This window comes from Enterococcus sp. AAFC-DPL-5146 (genome assembly GCF_058216635.1).
In genome coordinates this window covers 314,763-333,858 of sequence record NZ_CM177103.1, presented here as the reverse complement: position 1 = coordinate 333,858, position 19,096 = coordinate 314,763, and the positions used below count along the sequence as shown (strand labels likewise).

The 19,096-nt window shown below is 38.3% G+C and carries 18 protein-coding genes; 6 read left to right on the top strand and 12 right to left on the bottom strand.

Annotated features, from left to right (window positions below; all coding sequences use genetic code 11):
* Positions 1 to 6: 6 nt before the first annotated feature.
* Genes iolC through iolA form a run of 3 tightly spaced genes read right to left on the bottom strand, consistent with a single transcriptional unit; the run spans position 7 to position 3,282 of the window.
* A complete protein-coding gene (iolC, locus tag AC4BB2_RS01460; protein WP_490473698.1) occupies positions 7 to 966 on the bottom strand; it encodes a 5-dehydro-2-deoxygluconokinase in 960 nt (319 codons plus the stop codon).
* A 17-nt stretch (positions 967 to 983) separates the two neighbouring features.
* Positions 984 to 1,802 (bottom strand): 5-deoxy-glucuronate isomerase, encoded by an 819-nt coding sequence (gene iolB / locus AC4BB2_RS01455; protein ID WP_490473697.1) that lies wholly within the window; start codon positions 1,800 to 1,802, stop codon positions 984 to 986.
* A 19-nt stretch (positions 1,803 to 1,821) separates the two neighbouring features.
* Entirely contained in the window at positions 1,822 to 3,282 is a 1,461-nt protein-coding gene (gene iolA, locus AC4BB2_RS01450; RefSeq protein WP_490473696.1) for a methylmalonate-semialdehyde dehydrogenase, read from the bottom strand.
* 261 nt (positions 3,283 to 3,543) lie between these two features.
* Here iolA and AC4BB2_RS01445 point away from each other — a divergent pair, with 261 nt between their 5' ends.
* The gene (locus tag AC4BB2_RS01445) at positions 3,544 to 4,299 is read left to right on the top strand and encodes a DeoR/GlpR family DNA-binding transcription regulator (protein WP_490473695.1); all 756 of its coding nucleotides are present in this window, start codon (positions 3,544 to 3,546) and stop codon (positions 4,297 to 4,299) included.
* A 23-nt stretch (positions 4,300 to 4,322) separates the two neighbouring features.
* Entirely contained in the window at positions 4,323 to 4,715 is a 393-nt protein-coding gene (locus AC4BB2_RS01440) for a tautomerase family protein (RefSeq protein WP_490473694.1), read from the top strand.
* Between the two features lie 152 nt (positions 4,716 to 4,867).
* Here the strand turns inward: AC4BB2_RS01440 and tuf are convergent, their stop codons facing one another.
* The 4 genes from tuf to rpsL form a co-directional block, all read right to left on the bottom strand.
* The gene (tuf, locus tag AC4BB2_RS01435; protein ID WP_207696468.1) at positions 4,868 to 6,055 is read right to left on the bottom strand and encodes an elongation factor Tu; all 1,188 of its coding nucleotides are present in this window, start codon (positions 6,053 to 6,055) and stop codon (positions 4,868 to 4,870) included.
* 139 nt (positions 6,056 to 6,194) lie between these two features.
* Positions 6,195 to 8,282, bottom strand: a complete 2,088-nt coding sequence (fusA, locus tag AC4BB2_RS01430; protein WP_490473693.1) for an elongation factor G — start codon at positions 8,280 to 8,282, stop codon at positions 6,195 to 6,197.
* A gap of 80 nt (positions 8,283 to 8,362) precedes the next feature.
* The gene (gene rpsG / locus AC4BB2_RS01425; RefSeq protein ID WP_010761695.1) at positions 8,363 to 8,833 is read right to left on the bottom strand and encodes a 30S ribosomal protein S7; all 471 of its coding nucleotides are present in this window, start codon (positions 8,831 to 8,833) and stop codon (positions 8,363 to 8,365) included.
* 56 nt (positions 8,834 to 8,889) lie between these two features.
* Positions 8,890 to 9,309, bottom strand: coding sequence for a 30S ribosomal protein S12 (gene rpsL / locus AC4BB2_RS01420; protein ID WP_010761696.1), 420 nt, complete (start codon positions 9,307 to 9,309; stop codon positions 8,890 to 8,892).
* A gap of 270 nt (positions 9,310 to 9,579) precedes the next feature.
* Between rpsL and AC4BB2_RS01415 the strand changes: the two genes are divergently transcribed.
* The 4 genes from AC4BB2_RS01415 (at position 9,580) to gpmA (ending at position 14,399) form a co-directional block, all read left to right on the top strand.
* Positions 9,580 to 11,988: an Ig-like domain-containing protein gene (locus AC4BB2_RS01415; RefSeq protein ID WP_490473692.1), complete on the top strand. Its 2,409-nt coding sequence runs from the start codon at positions 9,580 to 9,582 to the stop codon at positions 11,986 to 11,988.
* 104 nt (positions 11,989 to 12,092) lie between these two features.
* Positions 12,093 to 12,770 (top strand): ribose-5-phosphate isomerase RpiA, encoded by a 678-nt coding sequence (rpiA, locus tag AC4BB2_RS01410; protein WP_490473691.1) that lies wholly within the window; start codon positions 12,093 to 12,095, stop codon positions 12,768 to 12,770.
* A 130-nt stretch (positions 12,771 to 12,900) separates the two neighbouring features.
* Positions 12,901 to 13,488, top strand: a complete 588-nt coding sequence (locus tag AC4BB2_RS01405; RefSeq protein WP_490473690.1) for a recombinase family protein — start codon at positions 12,901 to 12,903, stop codon at positions 13,486 to 13,488.
* A 224-nt stretch (positions 13,489 to 13,712) separates the two neighbouring features.
* A complete protein-coding gene (gene gpmA / locus AC4BB2_RS01400; protein WP_490473689.1) occupies positions 13,713 to 14,399 on the top strand; it encodes a 2,3-diphosphoglycerate-dependent phosphoglycerate mutase in 687 nt (228 codons plus the stop codon).
* 58 nt (positions 14,400 to 14,457) lie between these two features.
* Here the strand turns inward: gpmA and AC4BB2_RS01395 are convergent, their stop codons facing one another.
* The 5 genes from AC4BB2_RS01395 to deoB form a co-directional block, all read right to left on the bottom strand.
* Positions 14,458 to 14,805, bottom strand: a complete 348-nt coding sequence (locus AC4BB2_RS01395; protein WP_490473688.1) for a hypothetical protein — start codon at positions 14,803 to 14,805, stop codon at positions 14,458 to 14,460.
* A gap of 17 nt (positions 14,806 to 14,822) precedes the next feature.
* Positions 14,823 to 16,025 (bottom strand): iron-containing alcohol dehydrogenase, encoded by a 1,203-nt coding sequence (locus AC4BB2_RS01390; RefSeq protein ID WP_490473687.1) that lies wholly within the window; start codon positions 16,023 to 16,025, stop codon positions 14,823 to 14,825.
* A gap of 308 nt (positions 16,026 to 16,333) precedes the next feature.
* The gene (gene deoD, locus AC4BB2_RS01385) at positions 16,334 to 17,041 is read right to left on the bottom strand and encodes a purine-nucleoside phosphorylase (protein ID WP_069635482.1); all 708 of its coding nucleotides are present in this window, start codon (positions 17,039 to 17,041) and stop codon (positions 16,334 to 16,336) included.
* 26 nt (positions 17,042 to 17,067) lie between these two features.
* Complete coding sequence (locus tag AC4BB2_RS01380) at positions 17,068 to 17,886, bottom strand: purine-nucleoside phosphorylase (protein ID WP_490473686.1); 819 nt, start codon at positions 17,884 to 17,886, stop codon at positions 17,068 to 17,070.
* Positions 17,887 to 17,896: 10 nt separating this feature from the next.
* The gene (deoB, locus tag AC4BB2_RS01375) at positions 17,897 to 19,063 is read right to left on the bottom strand and encodes a phosphopentomutase (RefSeq protein WP_490473685.1); all 1,167 of its coding nucleotides are present in this window, start codon (positions 19,061 to 19,063) and stop codon (positions 17,897 to 17,899) included.
* Positions 19,064 to 19,096: the final 33 nt, after the last annotated feature.

Here is a 19,096-nt window from a genome sequence, read left to right as displayed (position 1 = left end):
CTTTTATCAAGATTGTTCTGCAATCAATGCTTCGATTTCATTTACTGTCGGCATTGCTTCTGATGAGCTATGTTTACTAACAACGATTGCCGCTGAAGCACTTCCGTATTTTAAGGCTGTTTCCAAATCTTTGCCTGCCTTTAATGCATATAAAAATGCCGCTGCATAAGAGTCACCTGCACCAAAGGTTTTTAACACTTGGGTTTTGTAAGATCCAGCTTGATAGGCTTTACCTTCTTTAGTATAAGCAAATGAACCCTTCACTCCATGTTTGATCACTAACAACTTGGGATGATGCTGGAATAAATAGTCAATTGTAGCCTGATTGGTCCCCCCTTTTTTTCCTTCCATTTCGTCGTATTCATCTCTCGTCCCAATAACGATATCAGCATTTTCTGCAACGATTGAATAATACACAGAAACGTCTTCTGGGGATTGCCAAGTATACGGTCGATAGTCTAATTCAAAAGCGACTTTCACCTGATTTTTTTTAGCATAAGAAATTGCTTTTAAAACAGCTTCTCTAGATGGACTTTGAGCCAAAGCTGTTCCTGAAACCAATAAAAGATCTGTCTTTTTAATATAATCTTCGCTGATTTCTTCTGGTTGTAAATACAAATCGGCAACCTGATCTCGATACATTAAAATACTGCATTCTTCCGGGCTTTTAATTTCAGTGAAAGCTAATCCTGATTTATGATTTTCTTTATCCACATACAGTTGGCTTGTGTCAATTCCTGCATCTTTCATAAATCTTTGTATAAATCGTCCATGCTGATCATCCGAAACTTTCCCGATAAATCCAACCTGCGAGCCTAATTTAGCACTGCCAATAGCGATATTCGCTGGTGAGCCACCTACATATTTTTTAAAGGTCATCGTTTCTTCCATCGGGCGATTATATTCCACAGCATTTAAATCAATACAGGCACGACCTAGGGCAATTAAATCAAATTTTTTTGTCATCCTCATCACTCCTTCGTTTATTTTCTATTTAAAATCCATTCATGGTCAGGATCATTATGAAATTGCCATTTTCTTGTTGGTCCAGCCATCACATTTAGATAATAAGAATCATAACCATCCGGTACTCCAACTGGATGATATCCTTTTGGAACAACAACAACCTCCCCGTTTTCAACTGCCATCGTCTCATCTAACAATCGATCATCTGTATAAATCCGTTGAAAAACAAATCCTTGGCGTGGATTCATTTCGTGGTAGTAGGTTTCTTCAAGCAGTGACTCTTTAGGTAAATTGTCTTGATCGTGTTTATGAGGGGGATAACTGGACCAGTTCCCGCCATCCGTAAATACTTCAACCACTAACAAACGATCTGCAATTGAACTTGAATCTGGTAAAATATTATGAACCAAGCGTTTATTTTGGTATATTCCCCGATGCTCAACAGTATTATCAGACGCTTTGATTAAAACCGTTTCTTGTTTTTTTTCAGTAGGTGAATAACATAGAATAACCGTCGCTTGAGTTATAGCTGTAAGTTCAAATGTTTCCTCTATTGGGATATAAACACTATCTGTTGGAATTTTTTCAAATACGCTAGTTCTTGTACCGATTTCATTGAAGGTCTGGGTACCATCGGTTACAGTGATTTTCCCAGTTAAGGCAACGATACACACTTCTTGTTTCTTTAAGGTTTCTTGTAATCGGCTGCCTGGACTCATTTCAATCACTTTTAGTTCAATATAATGAAGTGGGGTATTTTCTTGATGGATATGTTGAAGTAGCTCCACTCCACTTCCAATTGTTCTTGAAATCGATTCATGTTTTAATCGAGCCATATTTATTCCTACTCTCTGTTTAGATATTTGCTTTCGGGTAACGGGCTGTCACTACTTTTTTACGAGTGTAAAAGTCCACACTGTCCTTTCCGTTTGCATGAAGTGTGCCATAAAATGAAGATTTCCATCCAGAAAAAGGGAAAAAGGCCATCGGAGCTGGAACACCTAAATTGATTCCTAACATACCTGCATCGATATTTTCTCTAAAATAACGAATAGCAGAAGCATTATTTGTGAAAAGACATGCGCCATTTGCAAATTCTGAACGATTCGCTGTTGCGACTGCTTCTTCTAGATTTTTTACTCTGATAATAGAAAGGACAGGAGCAAAAATCTCATCACGCCAAATCGTCATCTCTGTTGTGACACCGTCAAAAATCGTTGGCCCAATGAAATAGCCTTGATCGGGTTTGTTTTCTCTGCCATCCGCTACTAAAGTCGCTCCTTCAGCAATTCCTTTTTCGATATAAGCTAGAGTTCGCTCCTGATTTTCTTGACGAATGACAGGTCCTAAGAACACTCCATCATCTAAGCCATTTCCGATTTTTATTCCTACTGATTTTTCTTTCAATTTTTCAATAAATTGATCTGCAATTGACTCTTCAACTGTCACAACAGCACAAGCCATACAGCGCTCTCCAGCAGAACCAAATGCTGCAGATACAATATTCGTTACCGTATCATCTAAATCCGCATCTTTTAAAACAATTGAATGGTTCTTTGCACCCGTCAATGCTTGTACTCGTTTTAAATATTTACTTCCTTGGGTATAAACATATTCCCCCACAGGTTTTGATCCAACAAATGAAATCGCTTTAATTTCAGGATGTTCTAAAACACCATTTACAATATCATGTGCCCCGTAAACAACATTGAATACTCCTCGCGGTAACCCTGCTTCTGTAAATAATTCAACCAATCGTTCCGTCAACAAAGGTGTCCGTTCTGATGGTTTTAAAATAAAGCTATTTCCACATGAGATAGCCATTGGAAACATCCAACAAGGAACCATCATAGGAAAATTAAAGGGGGATATCCCTGCAACAACGCCAATTGGGTAGCGATAATTTGCTACTTCTACATCTGTCGCAATCGAGGATAATGAGTCTCCCATCATCAAGGTTGGACTTCCCGCAGCAAACTCTACATTTTCGATTCCTCTTTGAACTTCGCCTAACGCTTCCGTAAGATTTTTACCATTTTCAATGGTAATCAAACGAGCCAATTCATTTTTATGCTCCACCAATAATTGTTGGAAATTAAACAAGATTCGTGCACGCCTTGGTACAGCTATTTCTTTCCATGTTTCAAAAGCTTCTTTAGCAACTTTTACAGCGATTTCTAAGTCTTCTTTTGTCGAAATCGGCACTTCACACAATATTTCTTCAGTAGCAGGATTATAAACCTTTTCATACGTATCAGTATGACTTTCTATCCATTTTCCACCTATATAATTTTTCAACCTACGTATCTCCGTCATTCTGCTTGTCCTCCTTGTTTTATTAAAAACCAACCCGATGGTCATATGTTGATTAAGTTTGGTCAACTTTTGATTACATTGTACAATTACAAAATCAGATAGTCAACCTATTTTTTCTTAAAAATTAACTTCAATTAATCAAATCCTGATAATTGAACTAATTTATAACTATCAAGCCAAACAGAAAATGGTTACATGTTGATTACATTAAGAGCATATGTTATAGTAAATTCAATACACGAAGTGGAAAGGTTACAACGCATGAAATTACAACGGATTCAGCAAATTGAAAATTATATTCAGCAACAAGGCAGTATCTCTTTAGATGAATTATGCCGCGTCTTCAATGTTTCTAAAAATACGATTCGTCGAGACATCAACGAGTTAGAAAAAAGGGGAACGTTAAAAAAAGTCTACGGTGGTGTGGTCTACGTCGAAAATAACCTCGTTTCTTTTGAAAACCGCAACATTCATAATCAAAAAGAAAAAGAAGAGATTGGCGCTATCGCTGCTACTCTCATAGAAGAGGATGATTTAGTTTTCATCGACTCAGGGACAACAACTAGCCAAATTTTAAAAAATGTAGATCCAGAGTTGCCATTTACTCTCCTAACAAATAATCTTGATATTATTAATTCAGCCGCAACGATGAAAAATGTTCAGCTTATCCTTATCGGTAATAGTTACAAAAGGAAAACACGTTCTTTTGTTGGCATAGAAGATGAAGCCGTGGTGACAAAATATAATATAAACAAAGCCTTCATGGCTGCAACTGGCGTATCAATTGCAAGTGGTCTGACTAATTCCGATTTAATGGAGTATAGAATAAAAAAAATGATCGTGGAAAGAGCGAAAGAGATTTATCTATTAGCAGACAGTTCAAAATTCGATCATTCTACCTTGCTCACTTACTCACCTTTAGAAAACACCCAGGGCATCATTACAACAAAAGAAATCCCACAAAAGTATGTGGAATTTTGTGACTTACATGGTATTCAGCTTTTATATAGTAATTAGGAAATAAAAAAGGGGGGAACAATTTGCCTTTATTAAAATTTGATTTAATCGAAGGTCATAGCGAAACAGAGATACAACAAATTCTTGACGTTACTCACACAGTTGTTTTAGAATCTTTCCAAGTACCTGCTGGTGACAGATATCAAATTGTCACTCAACATAAAGCTTATGAAATGGTTCTAGGCGATACTGGTTTAGGATTCCAGCGAGAACCTGATAAAATGATTGCTCTAACTATTATTAGTCGTGAACGGACAACTTCGCAAAAGGAAACTTTTTATCTTTTACTTGCACAGCGATTAGAGGAGCTGTGTGGAATTGCGTCTAAAAATTTACTTGTTTCATTCGTGATTAACGGGGATGCAGATTGGAGTTTCGGATTTGGAAAAGCGCAGTTTTTAACTGGGGAACTTTAATACTCAAAATAAGGCTGAAGGGGCATTCCTTCAGCCTTATTTTTTAACTTCAAAAACAAAAAAAGCCGAAGGGAAATCCCTTCGACTTACGTCCGAGTACGCCGATGTTTTACGTCGGTTTTATTGCTTTATATTAAATCGTTAAATTTAAATTATTTAGTGATTTCAGAAACAACGCCTGAACCAACAGTACGTCCGCCTTCACGAATAGAGAAACGAGTTCCGTCTTCGATAGCGATTGGGTGGATTAATTCAACGTCCATTGCTACGTTATCACCAGGCATTACCATTTCGATACCTTCTGGTAATTCAACTACACCAGTTACGTCAGTTGTACGGAAGTAGAACTGAGGACGGTAGTTTGTGAAGAATGGAGTGTGACGTCCGCCTTCTTCTTTTGATAAAACATAAACTTCAGCTTTAAATTTTGTGTGTGGAGTGATTGAAGCAGGTTTTGCCAATACTTGTCCACGTTCGATATCTTCACGTGCAACACCACGTAATAAAGCACCGATGTTATCGCCAGCTTCAGCGTAGTCTAACAATTTACGGAACATTTCAACACCAGTAACTGTTGTTTTAGCAGTATCTTCTTTGATACCAACGATTTCGATTTCGTCACCAACGCGAACTTCTCCACGTTCAACACGGCCTGTAGCAACAGTACCACGTCCAGTGATTGAGAATACGTCTTCGACTGGCATCATGAATGGTTTGTCAGTATCACGAGTTGGAGTTGGGATATACTCATCAACTGCAGCCATTAATTCCATGATTTTTTCTTCGTATGAAGCGTCGCCTTCTAAAGCTTTCAAAGCAGAACCAGCGATAACAGGAGTGTCGTCACCTGGGAAGTCATATTCAGATAATAAATCACGAACTTCCATTTCTACTAATTCTAATAATTCTTCGTCATCTACCATATCCATTTTGTTTAAGAAAACAACGATGTATGGTACACCAACGTTACGTGATAACAAGATGTGCTCACGAGTTTGAGGCATAGGACCATCAGCAGCAGATACTACTAAGATAGCTCCATCCATTTGTGCAGCACCAGTGATCATGTTTTTAACGTAATCCGCGTGTCCTGGGCAATCCACGTGGGCATAGTGACGAGCATCAGTTTCATACTCGATGTGAGAAGTGTTGATTGTGATACCACGTTCTTTTTCTTCTGGAGCGTTATCGATATCAGCATAGTTTTGAGCTTCACCGCCACCGTGTTTAGCTAACACAGTTGCAATTGCAGCAGTTAATGTAGTTTTACCATGGTCAACGTGTCCAATAGTACCAATGTTTACATGGGGTTTAGAACGGTCAAATTTTTCTTTAGCCATTTTAAATGTTCCTCCTAAAATATATGAATTTTATTTTTATTTGATAGATAGTGACAACTACCTGATCATCTTTAATTAGTTTACCTGAAATCGTCAGAAAATCCTAGTCATAAATAAGCACGTGGCTATTTCTTAACTATTAAGCGTTGTTTCCGCCATTTTTCTTAATGATTTCTTCTTGTACAGATTTTGGTACATCTTCATAGTGGTCAAAGACCATCATAAACGTACCGCGACCTTGTGTTGCTGAACGTAATGTTGTCGCGTAACCGAACATTTCAGCTAGAGGCACCATCGCGTTAACGATTTGTGAGTTACCGTGTGCTTCCATACCTTCAACACGTCCACGACGACTTGTAACGTGTCCCATGATATCACCTAAGTAATCTTCTGGTACAGTAATCGTTACTTTCATCATTGGTTCTAAAATTACAGGCATTGCTTTTTTAGCAGCCGCACGTAGTGCCATAGAAGCAGCTACACGGAAGGCTGTTTCATTTGAATCGACATCATGGTATGAACCATCGTAAAGTTTTGCTTTAATATCAACTAATGGATATCCAGCAAGAACACCGTTGTTCATAGATTCTGCCAAGCCTTTTTCAACCGCTGGGATGTACTCACGAGGAACCACACCACCGACGATAGCATTTTCAAATTCAAAACCTTTACCTTCTTCGTTTGGTGTAAATTCAACCCAGACATGTCCGTATTGACCTTTACCACCAGACTGACGTACAAACTTACCTTCTGCCTGAGTAACAGGAGCACGGAAAGTTTCACGGTATGATACTTGTGGAGCACCAACGTTTGCTTCAACCTTGAACTCACGTCTCATACGGTCTACTAATACGTCTAAGTGCAATTCGCCCATACCAGAGATAACTGTTTCACCAGTTTCAACGTTTGTTTCAACGCGGAATGATGGATCTTCTTCTGCAAGTTTTTGCAGAGCCACACCCATTTTATCTTGGTCAGCTTTTGATTTAGGTTCAACAGCTACTTGGATAACCGGTTCTGGGAACTCGATTGATTCAAGGATAACTGGTGAATCTACCGCACATAAAGTATCACCAGTTGTTGTATCTTTCAATCCAACAGCGGCAGCGATATCTCCTGAGAACACTTTGTCAATTTCTTTACGTGTGTTCGCGTGCATTTGTAGAATACGACCGATACGTTCTTTTTTGTCTTTAGAAGCGTTCAATACGTATGAACCACTTTCAAGGACACCAGAATAAACACGGAAGAATGTTAGACGACCTACGAATGGGTCAGTCATAACTTTAAATGCTAGTGATGCAAAAGGTGCTTCGTCATCAGCAGGACGAGTTGTTTCTTCGTCTGTTTTAACGTCGATCCCTTTGATCGCTTCGATATCAAGTGGTGATGGCAAGTAATCAAGAACTGCATCAAGCATTAATTGAACACCTTTATTTTTAAAGGCAGAACCAGCCATTACTGGGAAGAATTCAACGTTGATCGTTGCTTGGCGGATACCCGCTTTTAATTCTTCAATAGTAATTTCTTCACCGTCAAGATATTTCATCATTAGGTCTTCATCAGTTTCAGCAACAGCTTCAACTAATTTTTCACGCCATTCAACCGCTTGTTCCATATATTCTTCTGGAATTTCAGTTTCTTGAATGTCTGTACCTAAATCATTTGTATAGATTTCAGCTTTCATCGTAATTAAATCGATGATCCCTGTGAAGTTATCTTCTGCACCAATTGGTAATTGGATTGGATGTGCATTTGCTTGTAAACGATCATGTAATGAGTTTACAGAGTATAAGAAATCCGCACCGATTTTATCCATTTTATTACAGAAAACAACACGTGGAACTTTATAATCAGTTGCTTGACGCCAAACTGTTTCAGTTTGAGGTTCTACACCTGATTGTGAGTCAAGAACGGTTACAGCACCATCCAATACACGTAGTGAACGTTGAACTTCAATAGTGAAATCCACGTGTCCTGGTGTATCGATGATATTTACACGGTAACCTTTCCACTCTGCAGTTGTTGCAGCAGATGTGATAGTAATACCACGTTCTTGTTCTTGTTCCATCCAGTCCATTTGTGATGCACCTTCGTGCGTTTCACCAATTTTATGGATTTTACCAGTATAGTATAAAATACGCTCTGTTGTTGTTGTTTTACCCGCATCAACGTGCGCCATAATACCGATATTACGAGTGTTTTCTAGCGAAAATTCTCTTGGCATTCTAGGTTTCTCCTCTCTTTATTTAAATCGATTGTAAAGTGACTGTCTGCAGTAAAGTTAAATTACATACAGAGAGGATCTTACCAACGATAGTGTGCAAACGCACGGTTAGCGTCCGCCATTTTGTGTGTGTCTTCACGTTTTTTAACAGAAGCACCAGTGTTATTGGCAGCATCCATGATTTCTTTCGCTAGACGTTGTTCCATTGTATGTTCACCGCGTAGGCGAGCATAGTTAACAACCCAACGTAAACCTAAAGTTGTACGACGTTCTGGACGAACTTCAACTGGTACTTGATAGTTAGAACCCCCAACACGGCGAGCTTTTACTTCTAAGACAGGCATAACGTTTTTCATTGCTTGCTCGAAAACTTCCAATGGATCATTACCTGTAGATTCTTTGATGATATCAAATGAATTATAGATGATATTAGCAGCAATCCCGCGTTTCCCATCAACCATTACACGGTTAATTAAGCGAGTTACTAATTTTGAGTTATAAATTGGATCTGGTAAAACATCGCGTTTTGTAACAGGACCTTTACGTGGCATCCGTAACTCCTCCTTCCGAAAATTCTTTATTATATAAGACCTTAGTGATTGTCAAATTATTTAGCAGCTTTAGGCATTTTAGTACCATATTTAGAGCGGCTTTGTTTACGATCTGTAACACCGGCTGTATCAAGCGCACCACGTACGATATGATAACGTACCCCTGGTAAATCTTTTACACGTCCACCGCGTAATAGTACCACGCTATGTTCTTGTAAGTTGTGACCGATTCCTGGGATATAAGCTGTTACTTCGATTAAGTTAGACAAACGAACACGGGCATATTTACGTAAAGCCGAGTTAGGTTTTTTAGGTGTCATTGTTCCCACACGAGTACAAACCCCACGCTTTTGTGGTGAGTTTACGTTCGTTTGAGATTTCTTAAAACTATTATATCCTTTGTTCAACGCTGGTGAATTAGATTTCTCCACCTTTGATTTACGAGGTTTACGTACTAATTGATTAATTGTAGGCATTCCTTGTTTCCTCCTTCCTCATTTCGCATCTAGTTCCACACATCCAGGTGGTTCTTTTTTAGCGATAAAAAATAATGCAATCTCTGCACTCATTATCAAATATGCTTCGATAGACAGTCAGCACGTCTCCAACGAGAGACCTGTAGATAAAGCACCTTTGATAGCATATCATGACACAATTCGTTTGTCAATCTCTTTTATAAAAAGAACAAAAATACACTTTTTGAACAGAATAATGTACAATATATACATAAAAAAGGAGGGAATATCATGAAAAACATTAGCACTGTATCTGGTTCTGCAAAAACAAGATTCTTAATCGCCATTCTATTTATTTGTTTCTTTTTTTTACCACAAAAAGCCTTTGGTGAAGAAAACGAATTACCTCAAAAATATGATCCTCGTGAAACTGGACAAGTTACTCCAGTTAAAAAGCAAACAAAAGATATTTGTTGGACATATGCTACTACCGCAGCAATAGAAAGCTACTTAGCGAAAAATGGAGAACAACATGATTTTTCGGAAAATTACTTTAACTACTTAATCGCTATCGATGCAACAGGAAATACAGGTGAGAATCCTTATGCAACTACTATTAGTAATGGCGGTATATTAAATACAGGATTTACTCATGAACCCGCTGCCGATGCTACCCAAGACTGGTCTGGTCCAGTATACGAAAGTGCTTTTCCAGACACGATTACAGGATTTCAGCCAGTTTCAAAATGGCAAAATTTGACTGCTGAAAAGCATGTCCAAAGTCAGGTAACATTACCTAAAGTTTCATCTGATATTTCTCAAGAGGAAAATAATCTGCGGGTCAAAACCATTAAAGAATATGTTCATCGTTATGGGAATGCAGTTCATAACAACCGCATGTTTACAGGTTACGAAACACGTTACCATTCACAATACATTCCAAAAGATCGTGTAGGCACCTTTAACCACTCTACCACGATTGTCGGATGGGATGACTCCTTCAGTAAAGAGCGATTTGTCTATACACCCTCGCAAGATGGGGCCTTCATTGTTAAAAATAGTTGGGGAGCCGATTGGGGAGATCAAGGATATTATTATATTTCTTACGATGACTTCCAATTAAAACAAGCGGATATCAACATTTTTACTTCTATAGAAAACAAGGATAACTACTATAAAAAATACAATGTTGCTTATTTCACTGCAGGACAGCTAGTAGCATTATTGCCTGGTAAAGAGCGAACACTGGCAACTTCTTATTCCCGTACTCTGGACACGCCAGAGCAGTTATCTGCCGTTTCCATAAAAACTTTAACGAGTGACATAAATTATGAAATCTATGTCCTTCCTAATGGAAAACCTTCAAAAAATCTAGCTGGATTTACTAAAGTGCAAGAAGGAACAAAACATGAAATCGGAACAGAAACTATTCGTCTAAAACAACCTATTACCTTGACTGGCAAAGATTTTTCTATTGCAGTAGTTTATCGCTCTTCCGATAAAGAGAATCGGCAAAATCTACCTGTAAGTCCTATTGAAAAATTAGGACTAAATAATGGTAGTAGCTACTCACTGAACAATGATGGAACGTGGTATGAAGAGAACATTCGATCCTTCTTTATCAGTGGGTTTACAGAACAACTATCCGAAACAAAACCCCAGTCGATTACGGTACAAAAAGACCAGTTTTCTCTTTCAATTGGCGCTCAAGAACAATTAGCAGCTTCATTGACTCCTAAAAACGCAACTTATCCATCCATCGGTTTTAGAAGTCTTGACCCTCATATCGCAACGGTTAATTCTAACGGAGCAATCACTGCCGTAAATATTGGTGAAACAAAAATAGAAGCGTTCTCTACTCGAAATCCGTCTATAAAAAAAGAGGTTTCCATTACTGTGAATGCTTTACCTAAAATTCAAAACATACAACTTAGCCAAACTTCTCTTAACTTAGAGGAATCTGGCACAACAACTCTAAATGTACAAAGCTTCCCAGAAAATGCTCAGCCGCAAAAAATCATTTGGACATCAAGCAATTTATTCGTTGCAACTGTTGATCAAACCGGAAATGTCTCTTCGAGAGATCTAGGTACGACTATAATTACAGCTACCACTGAAGACGGTTCAGCGAAAGCAAGTTGTGAGGTAACAGTGAATTCAAGAGACGGTCTCTTTAATTATTACCGCATTAGTTGGGCAACTGATTCACAGGTTAGCACCGGTCGTTCTTACTTTACCGTTGATGATTCTACAAAAGACAACCTTTACTTCCAGTACGGTGCGGGACTTCAGAGAAATTCAACAGATAATTGGATTGAATTCCATTTAACATCGCAACAAAGAAGAATTCTTGAAGCTGTAGATTATCCTGTTATCACTTGGTTCAATGCTACCAAACCAGTTACTGAAGAGGTTATTGAATATACCAAAGATGGGGTGAATTTCTCTTCACAAAAACCAGCCCTTCACGAATTCGAAGGATTTAGAATCCGTTATGCACCAAAAGTCACTGATAGCTTGAGGCTTACTGTTTATTTAAAGTTGAAAGTAAATGACTTACAAGAAGAAGATAAGAGAAAACCTATATTACCGATTCAGCTAAAAAAAGGACACTATTGGTATGGCACATCAACAACTACAATCGCTGACGGGATAAAACCCGCTTCATCAAATATGTTTAATCTTTATTTCGCTAAATAAGTTTAGGATTAAAAATCTCACTAAACCCATTCAATCAGCTATCTTTTTTAATTGCTTGCATGTATTATATTTGTGTGAGAGCTGAAAAGGAGAGGATATTTGTAATGAATCTTAAGCAAATGGCAGGAATTGAAGCCGCAAAATATGTAAACGATGGTATGATCGTAGGTCTGGGAACAGGATCTACCGCAAAATTTATGGTAGACGAAATTGGTCGACGTGTGAAAGAAGAAGGTTTATCTATCATTGGTGTTACTACATCAAAAGAAACAGAGCGCCAAGCACAAGCATTGGGCATCCCTTTAAAAAGTATTGATGAGGTTCCTTATGTGGATTTAACAATTGACGGAGCCGATGAAATCAGTGAAGATTTCCAAGGTATCAAAGGCGGAGGTGCAGCTTTATTGTTTGAAAAAATCGTCGCAACATATTCAAAAAAATGCATTTGGATCGTCGACGACTCTAAGTTAGTAAAAAAACTTGGAAAATTCCCATTACCTGTTGAAGTGATCCCTTATGGCAGTCAGCAGTTAGTTCACTTGTTTGAAGAAAAAGGTTTTGCTCCTATTTTACGTAAGACAGCAAATGGAGAAATCTTAGTGACCGACGGCGGCCATTATATTATTGATCTTCATTTAGAAGAGATTAATGACCCTATTGCTTTAGGTGCTTATTTAGATCATCTAGTTGGTGTTGTAGAACACGGATTATTTCTTCAAATTGTTTCAACTGTTATTGTTGGCGGAGAAAACGGCCCAAGAACTATCCACGTTCCAGAGTAACGAATCATTTGAATACGGTTTGAAAAAGAAGAAGAACATTAAAAAAAGATAAAAAAACAACTATCATTTCGTCTGGTTATATGCTACATTTTTAGTATCCTATTTACTTTTTTACTAGAAAGGACGAACGATGAAAATAATTGGTTATGCACGTACAACAATCAACGATAATGATCTAGATGCCCAAATCAAAGTATTGTCTGACTACGGTTGTGATGAAATTTCCCACGAATCTTTCGATATCACAAATCCCAAGCATGTCGTCTCTGAATTGGAGAATGTTCTCAACAACTTAAACGCTGGCGACACTTTAGTTATTTGCCGTTTAAATAGATTAGGACGTTCTACTCGCCAGTTGACCGAACTCTCACAAGCTTTTAAGGGGTCCGGCATCCATTTAGTCAGCTTAGAGGAGAACATCGATACACGACATCCAATGGGGGAAGTTTATTTTAAGTTAATGAACGGATTAGCTGCGATGGAAAGCGATCTGATAAAAGAACGTACATTAGTTGGATTGAATAATGCTCGAAAAAAAGGAAAAATCGGCGGTCGTCCTAAGATAGATAAAAAAATCGTTAAAAAAATCAGACACTTGTATCATGAAAAAAAGGAAACGATTCAATTCATTTCCTCAAAATGCAATGTTTCTGTCGGCACTTGCTACAAATACATCAATTTGTCTGAAGCAGATGCCGCTAAGATTTCACAAGAATAATTTTTTCTTAGTAGAAACATTTTACAGAAGAGGAGATTACAACTTTTAGTTGTAATCTCCTTACTTGTATCCTCTTAAAAAAAACTATCCTTATCTCAATAAACTCATTAAGCGATCACTTTCACTATTCCCTACTAATTTACAATGGAAATCTGTTTTAAAACGGTGTACAATAGAAAAGGAAATGAAAGTTTCAGAAACTACAACTCAAAGGAGAGCTATACATGCCAAAATTAGTTTTTTCTCGTCACGGACTTAGTGAATGGAATGCTTTGAATCAATTTACTGGTTGGGCTGACGTTGATTTAGCACCAGAAGGTGTTGAAGAAGCCATCGAAGGCGGCCGCAAAATCAAAGAAGCTGGAATCGAATTTGATGTAGCCTACACTTCTGTCTTAACTCGTGCCATCAAAACATGTAACTTACTTTTAGAAAACTCTGATCAATTATGGGTGCCTCAAATTAAATCTTGGCGTTTAAACGAACGTCACTATGGTAAATTACAAGGTTTAAACAAAAAAGAAACAGCTGAAAAATATGGAGATGACCAAGTACACATTTGGCGTCGTTCTTACGATACTCTTCCTCCATTGATGGATGCTAATGATGAAGGTTCAGCTGCAAACGATCGCCGTTATGCAATGTTGGATCAACGTGATGTTCCTGGTGGAGAAAACTTAAAAGTAACTCTAGAGCGTGCGCTACCTTTCTGGCAAGACGAAATTGCACCTGCCTTACTAGACAACAAAACTGTTTTAGTAGCAGCTCACGGTAACTCTTTACGTGCTTTAGCTAAACATATCGAAGGTATTTCAGATGAAGATATCATGGATCTTGAAATCCCAACAGGTCAACCACTTGTTTATGAATTAAACGATGATCTTACAGTAGCTAAAAAATACTACTTATAAAAATTAATGACCACCCACACTTCTATTATTATCTAACAGAAGCGTGGGTGGTCATTTTTTATGCCTTACTAGATTCTTCTAAGTGATTTTTTAACTGCTTAAGCCAAAGTTCAATACGATCTCGCTGTGTAACAAACTCAAAATCAGACATATTATAGTGAACATAGTACCTTTCATCAACCAATCGAATCATGATAGAAGATCTTATAGTTTCATCTAGAGCATCCGTTTGCGTCTGTTCACGATAAAATATCCAGCTTGTTGCAGAAACAGCCCTAGACTTCTGCAAATCCGTTTGGATTATTTGACTGATTGTTTTAATCAAATCCATTTGCTCTAGATTCATAAAATAACCATACCAAAGCGTACGATTTTCCGAATACGTTTCATCAAATAATTGTTTCATTGCGTTTATCCTCATTTCTATACAAAACTCGACTCAGTTAAACATTCACGATAAATCGCCTCAACATCTGACTCTGCTAACGGAACATAAGCATTCGTTTTGATTGTGCTGTGTGCGACCGCTTGTTTAGCCATCTCCGCAAATTTATCTTCATTGATCCCCACTTCTGGTAAAGTCATTGGAATCCCGCAAGCTTTAAAGAAATCATAAGTTGCTTGGATTCCTTGTTTCGCAGCATTCATCTTATCTGTTTCAGTGATTCCCCAAACATCTTTGGCAAATTGAGCAAATTTATCCACTGTTTGATCCGATAAGACGTAATTCATCCATCGAGGAGTCAAGATTGCTAAACCGACGCCATGAGTAATATCATAAAATGCGCTTAATTCATGTTCCATCGCATGACAAGACCACGTTCCGCCTTTACCACTGCCAGTCAACCCATTTAAAGCTAAACTGCTAGCCCACATTAAATTTGCACGTGCATCATAGTCATTGGGTGTTTCAATGGCTATTGGACAATTTTTAATCACTGTTCTCATCAAGCCTTCTGAAACAAAATCTTGAACATCTGTCCCAGTCGTTTGTTTAAAGTAATTCTCAAACAAGTGACTAAGAATATCTGCAGAACCTGCTGCTGTTTGATTCTTTGGAACAGTAAATGTATTTTGCGGATCTAAGAAGGACACTTTCGGAATCATCGAAGGACCACCCATTCCTAATTTTTGGTTTGAAGCTAAATTAGAAATCACAGCACCAGCATTCATTTCACTGCCTGTTGCAGCTAATGTCAAAATAGTCACTAGCGGCAATGCTTTCCCACCATAACCTTTTGCTAAAACTAGATCCCAGACATCTTTATCAGAATAAAAACCTGCCGCAACAACTTTAGCACAATCAATCGTTGAACCGCCACCCACTGCTAAAATCACATCTACCTGATTCTCACGACATAACTCAATCCCTCGGCGAACCGTTTCAATACGCGGATTGGGTTCTACACCGCTAAGTTCTACAACGGTATTTTGATTTTTCTCAAACAAGTCGATGACTTGACCATACAAGCCATTTTTCTTAATACTGCCGCCCCCATAAACCAAAAGGACATTTTTACCATAGACATTTAGCACGTCTGTCAGCTCTGTAGCTAAGCGGTCTTTCCCAAAACGAATATCTGTCGGTACATAAAATCTAAAATTATCCAATTTTTCTTCCTCCATTCAATTAGGGTCCTTATTCTATTATAGACTAGGATCGCTGAAACTTCTCTAGCTTTGATCTGATCAAGTATTGCGCATAATCAGCTCTGCAAGCAATCGCTGTGATTTTTGACGAATGAAACTTCGCTCTCTTCGCTCGCCAAGTATTGCGCATCATCAGCTCTGCATGCAATCGCTGTGATTTTGACGAATGAAACTTCGCTCTCTTCGCTCGCCAAGTATTGCGCATCATCAGCTCTGCATGCAATCGCTGTGATTTGCAATAAAAAGAGATTGAGGCGAATAGCTGCTCTCAATCTCTTAATTTATTAACTGTGTAATGCTGTTTCAAGTCCTACTTCAATCATATCATTGAATGTTGTTTGGCGTTCTTCAGCGGTTGTTTCTTCGCCTGTTACTAGACTGTCGCTTACGGTCATTATGGCTAGTGCTTGCACATCAAATTTAGCTGCTAGATAGTATAATGCTGCAGCTTCCATTTCAATAGCTAAAACGCCTAGTTTACCTAATTCAAACACGCCATCCATGCTATCTTTATAGAAAACATCATCTGATAAGACATTCCCTACATGAGTCGTAAATCCTTTTTCTTTTGCAGTCGTATACGATTTTAATAGTAAATCGAAATTAGCGATTTGTGGAAAATCGTATTTTGGAAAATCATTACGAATCATTGATGACGGTGTCGCTGCAGCTTGGGCAATTACTAGATCTCTAACCTTGACTTTTTCTGAGATTGAACCGCATGTCCCTACTCGAATTAATTTCTTCACACCATATGAATTGATTAATTCATGGGCATAGATAGTCGCAGAAGGCATGCCCATCCCTGTTCCTTGAACAGAAATTCGTTCGCCTTTATACGTACCTGTATACCCCAACATCCCTCTTACTTGGTTGTAACATACCGGATTTTCTAAAAACGTTTCAGCAATGTATTTCGCACGTAACGGATCTCCCGGTAATAAAATTTTATCTGCGATTTCACCTTGTTTTGCTTCGATATGAACGCTCATATTTTTTCTCCTTTATAATAAATCTTTTATAGTGCAGCTAATGTTGCTTTGACTACTTCTTTAAACTGAACTTTAACACGCTCTGTTGTTTCAACAACTTCTGCGTGATTCAAGCTACTTTGCATCCCAGCAGCTAAGTTAGTAATACATGAAATTCCTAAGACTTTCAACCCACTGTGAGCTGCAACAATCACTTCAGAAACTGTCGACATACCAACAGCGTCAGCACCCATCACACGTGACATCCGAATTTCAGCTGGTGTTTCATAAGTTGGACCAGAATATCCCATGTACACACCTTCTTGTAGCGTTACATTTTGCTCTTTCGCTACTTTTTTCGCTATTTCAAGATACTCTGGCGTATAGGCATGGCTCATGTCTGGGAAACGTGGGCCCATAGCATCTTCGTTTTCACCAATCAAAGGATTGTCTCCTGTGAAGTTGATGTGATCAGTAATCAACATCAAATTACCTGGCGTAAAGTTCACATTCACTCCACCAGCAGCATTTGTTACAATGATTGAATGTGCTCCCATTGCCGCCATGACACGAACTGGATAAGTCACTGTTTGCATCGAGTGTCCTTCATAATAATGGAAACGGCCTTGCATAGCTAAAACTTTTTTTCCTGAAAGCGTTCCGTACACTAATTTTCCAGCATGACCTACAACTGCTGAAACAGCAAAATGTGGAACTTCGGAAAATGGAATTGCAATAGCATCTTCTATTTCATCCGCTAATTCTCCTAAACCAGACCCAAGAATCAAACCGAAATCAACTTCTTGAATGCCTTTTTCTTTCAAAAAGCTCGTTGTCTCTTTTAACAGTTCACTTAGTTTTGTCATTATTTCTCTCCTATACCAGTTTATTTAAAAAGCTTTCGCCATTTTCCGTTTTAGGAACAGCAAAATTTTCAGCAATCGTCGCTGAAATATCCGCATAGTGACCTTGAGGTAACTCGCCTTGACCGTTCATTTTTTTGCTGTAAACCAACAAAGGAACATATTCTCTTGTGTGATCTGTTCCTGGGAATGTTGGATCATTTCCGTGGTCAGCGGTAATCATCAATAAATCATCTGCTTCCATTGCATCGATGATTTCAGGAAGTCTTAAATCAAAGGCTTCGATTGCATGCGCATAGCCTACCACATCACGACGGTGACCATATAACGCATCAAAATCAACTAAGTTGGTGAAGCTCATTCCTTCAAAGTCTTTTCTCATAACCTTAAGCAATTGATCTACACCATCCATATTACTTTTCGTGCGGACAGAATCTGTGATTCCTTGGCCGTTAAAGATATCATTGATTTTCCCAACAGCAATCACTTCTTTACCGTTTTCTTTTAATGAATCCAAAACCGTATGACCAAAAGGATCTAAGGCATAATCATGGCGATTACTTGTTCTGGTAAAGTTGCCTGGTTCACCCACATAAGGGCGTGCAATAATGCGACCGATCATGTAAGGTTCATCTTTTGTAATATCACGAACGTATTGACAAATACGGTATAACTCTTCCAAAGGAATAATCTCTTCGTGAGCTGCGATTTGCAAAACAGGATCAGCAGATGTATAAACAATCAAATCTCCTGTTTCCATTTGATGTTTGCCGTAATCATCGATGACTGCTGTTCCGCTATACGGTTTATTACAAACAATTTTACGACCTGAAAAGTCTTCTATTTTTTTTAACAACTCTTCTGGAAAGCCATCTGGGAATACTCTGAATGGCTTTTGGATGTTCAAGCCCATAATTTCCCAATGTCCAGTCATTGTATCTTTCCCTACAGAAACTTCTTCTAATTTTGTCGCATAGCCAATATGATCCGCTACAGCTTCTACATCTTTAAGAGGAGCAATCGTTCCAAGACCCAGATTCTCCAAGTTAGGAATTGTCAAACCAGCTTCTTTAGCAATATGACCTAATGTATCACTGCCAACATCACCAAATTTTTCAGCATCTGGTGCTTCACCGATTCCCACTGAATCCATAACAATTAAATGCACGCGTTTAAACATAATCCATCCTTCTTTCTTATTTTTACTTACTAT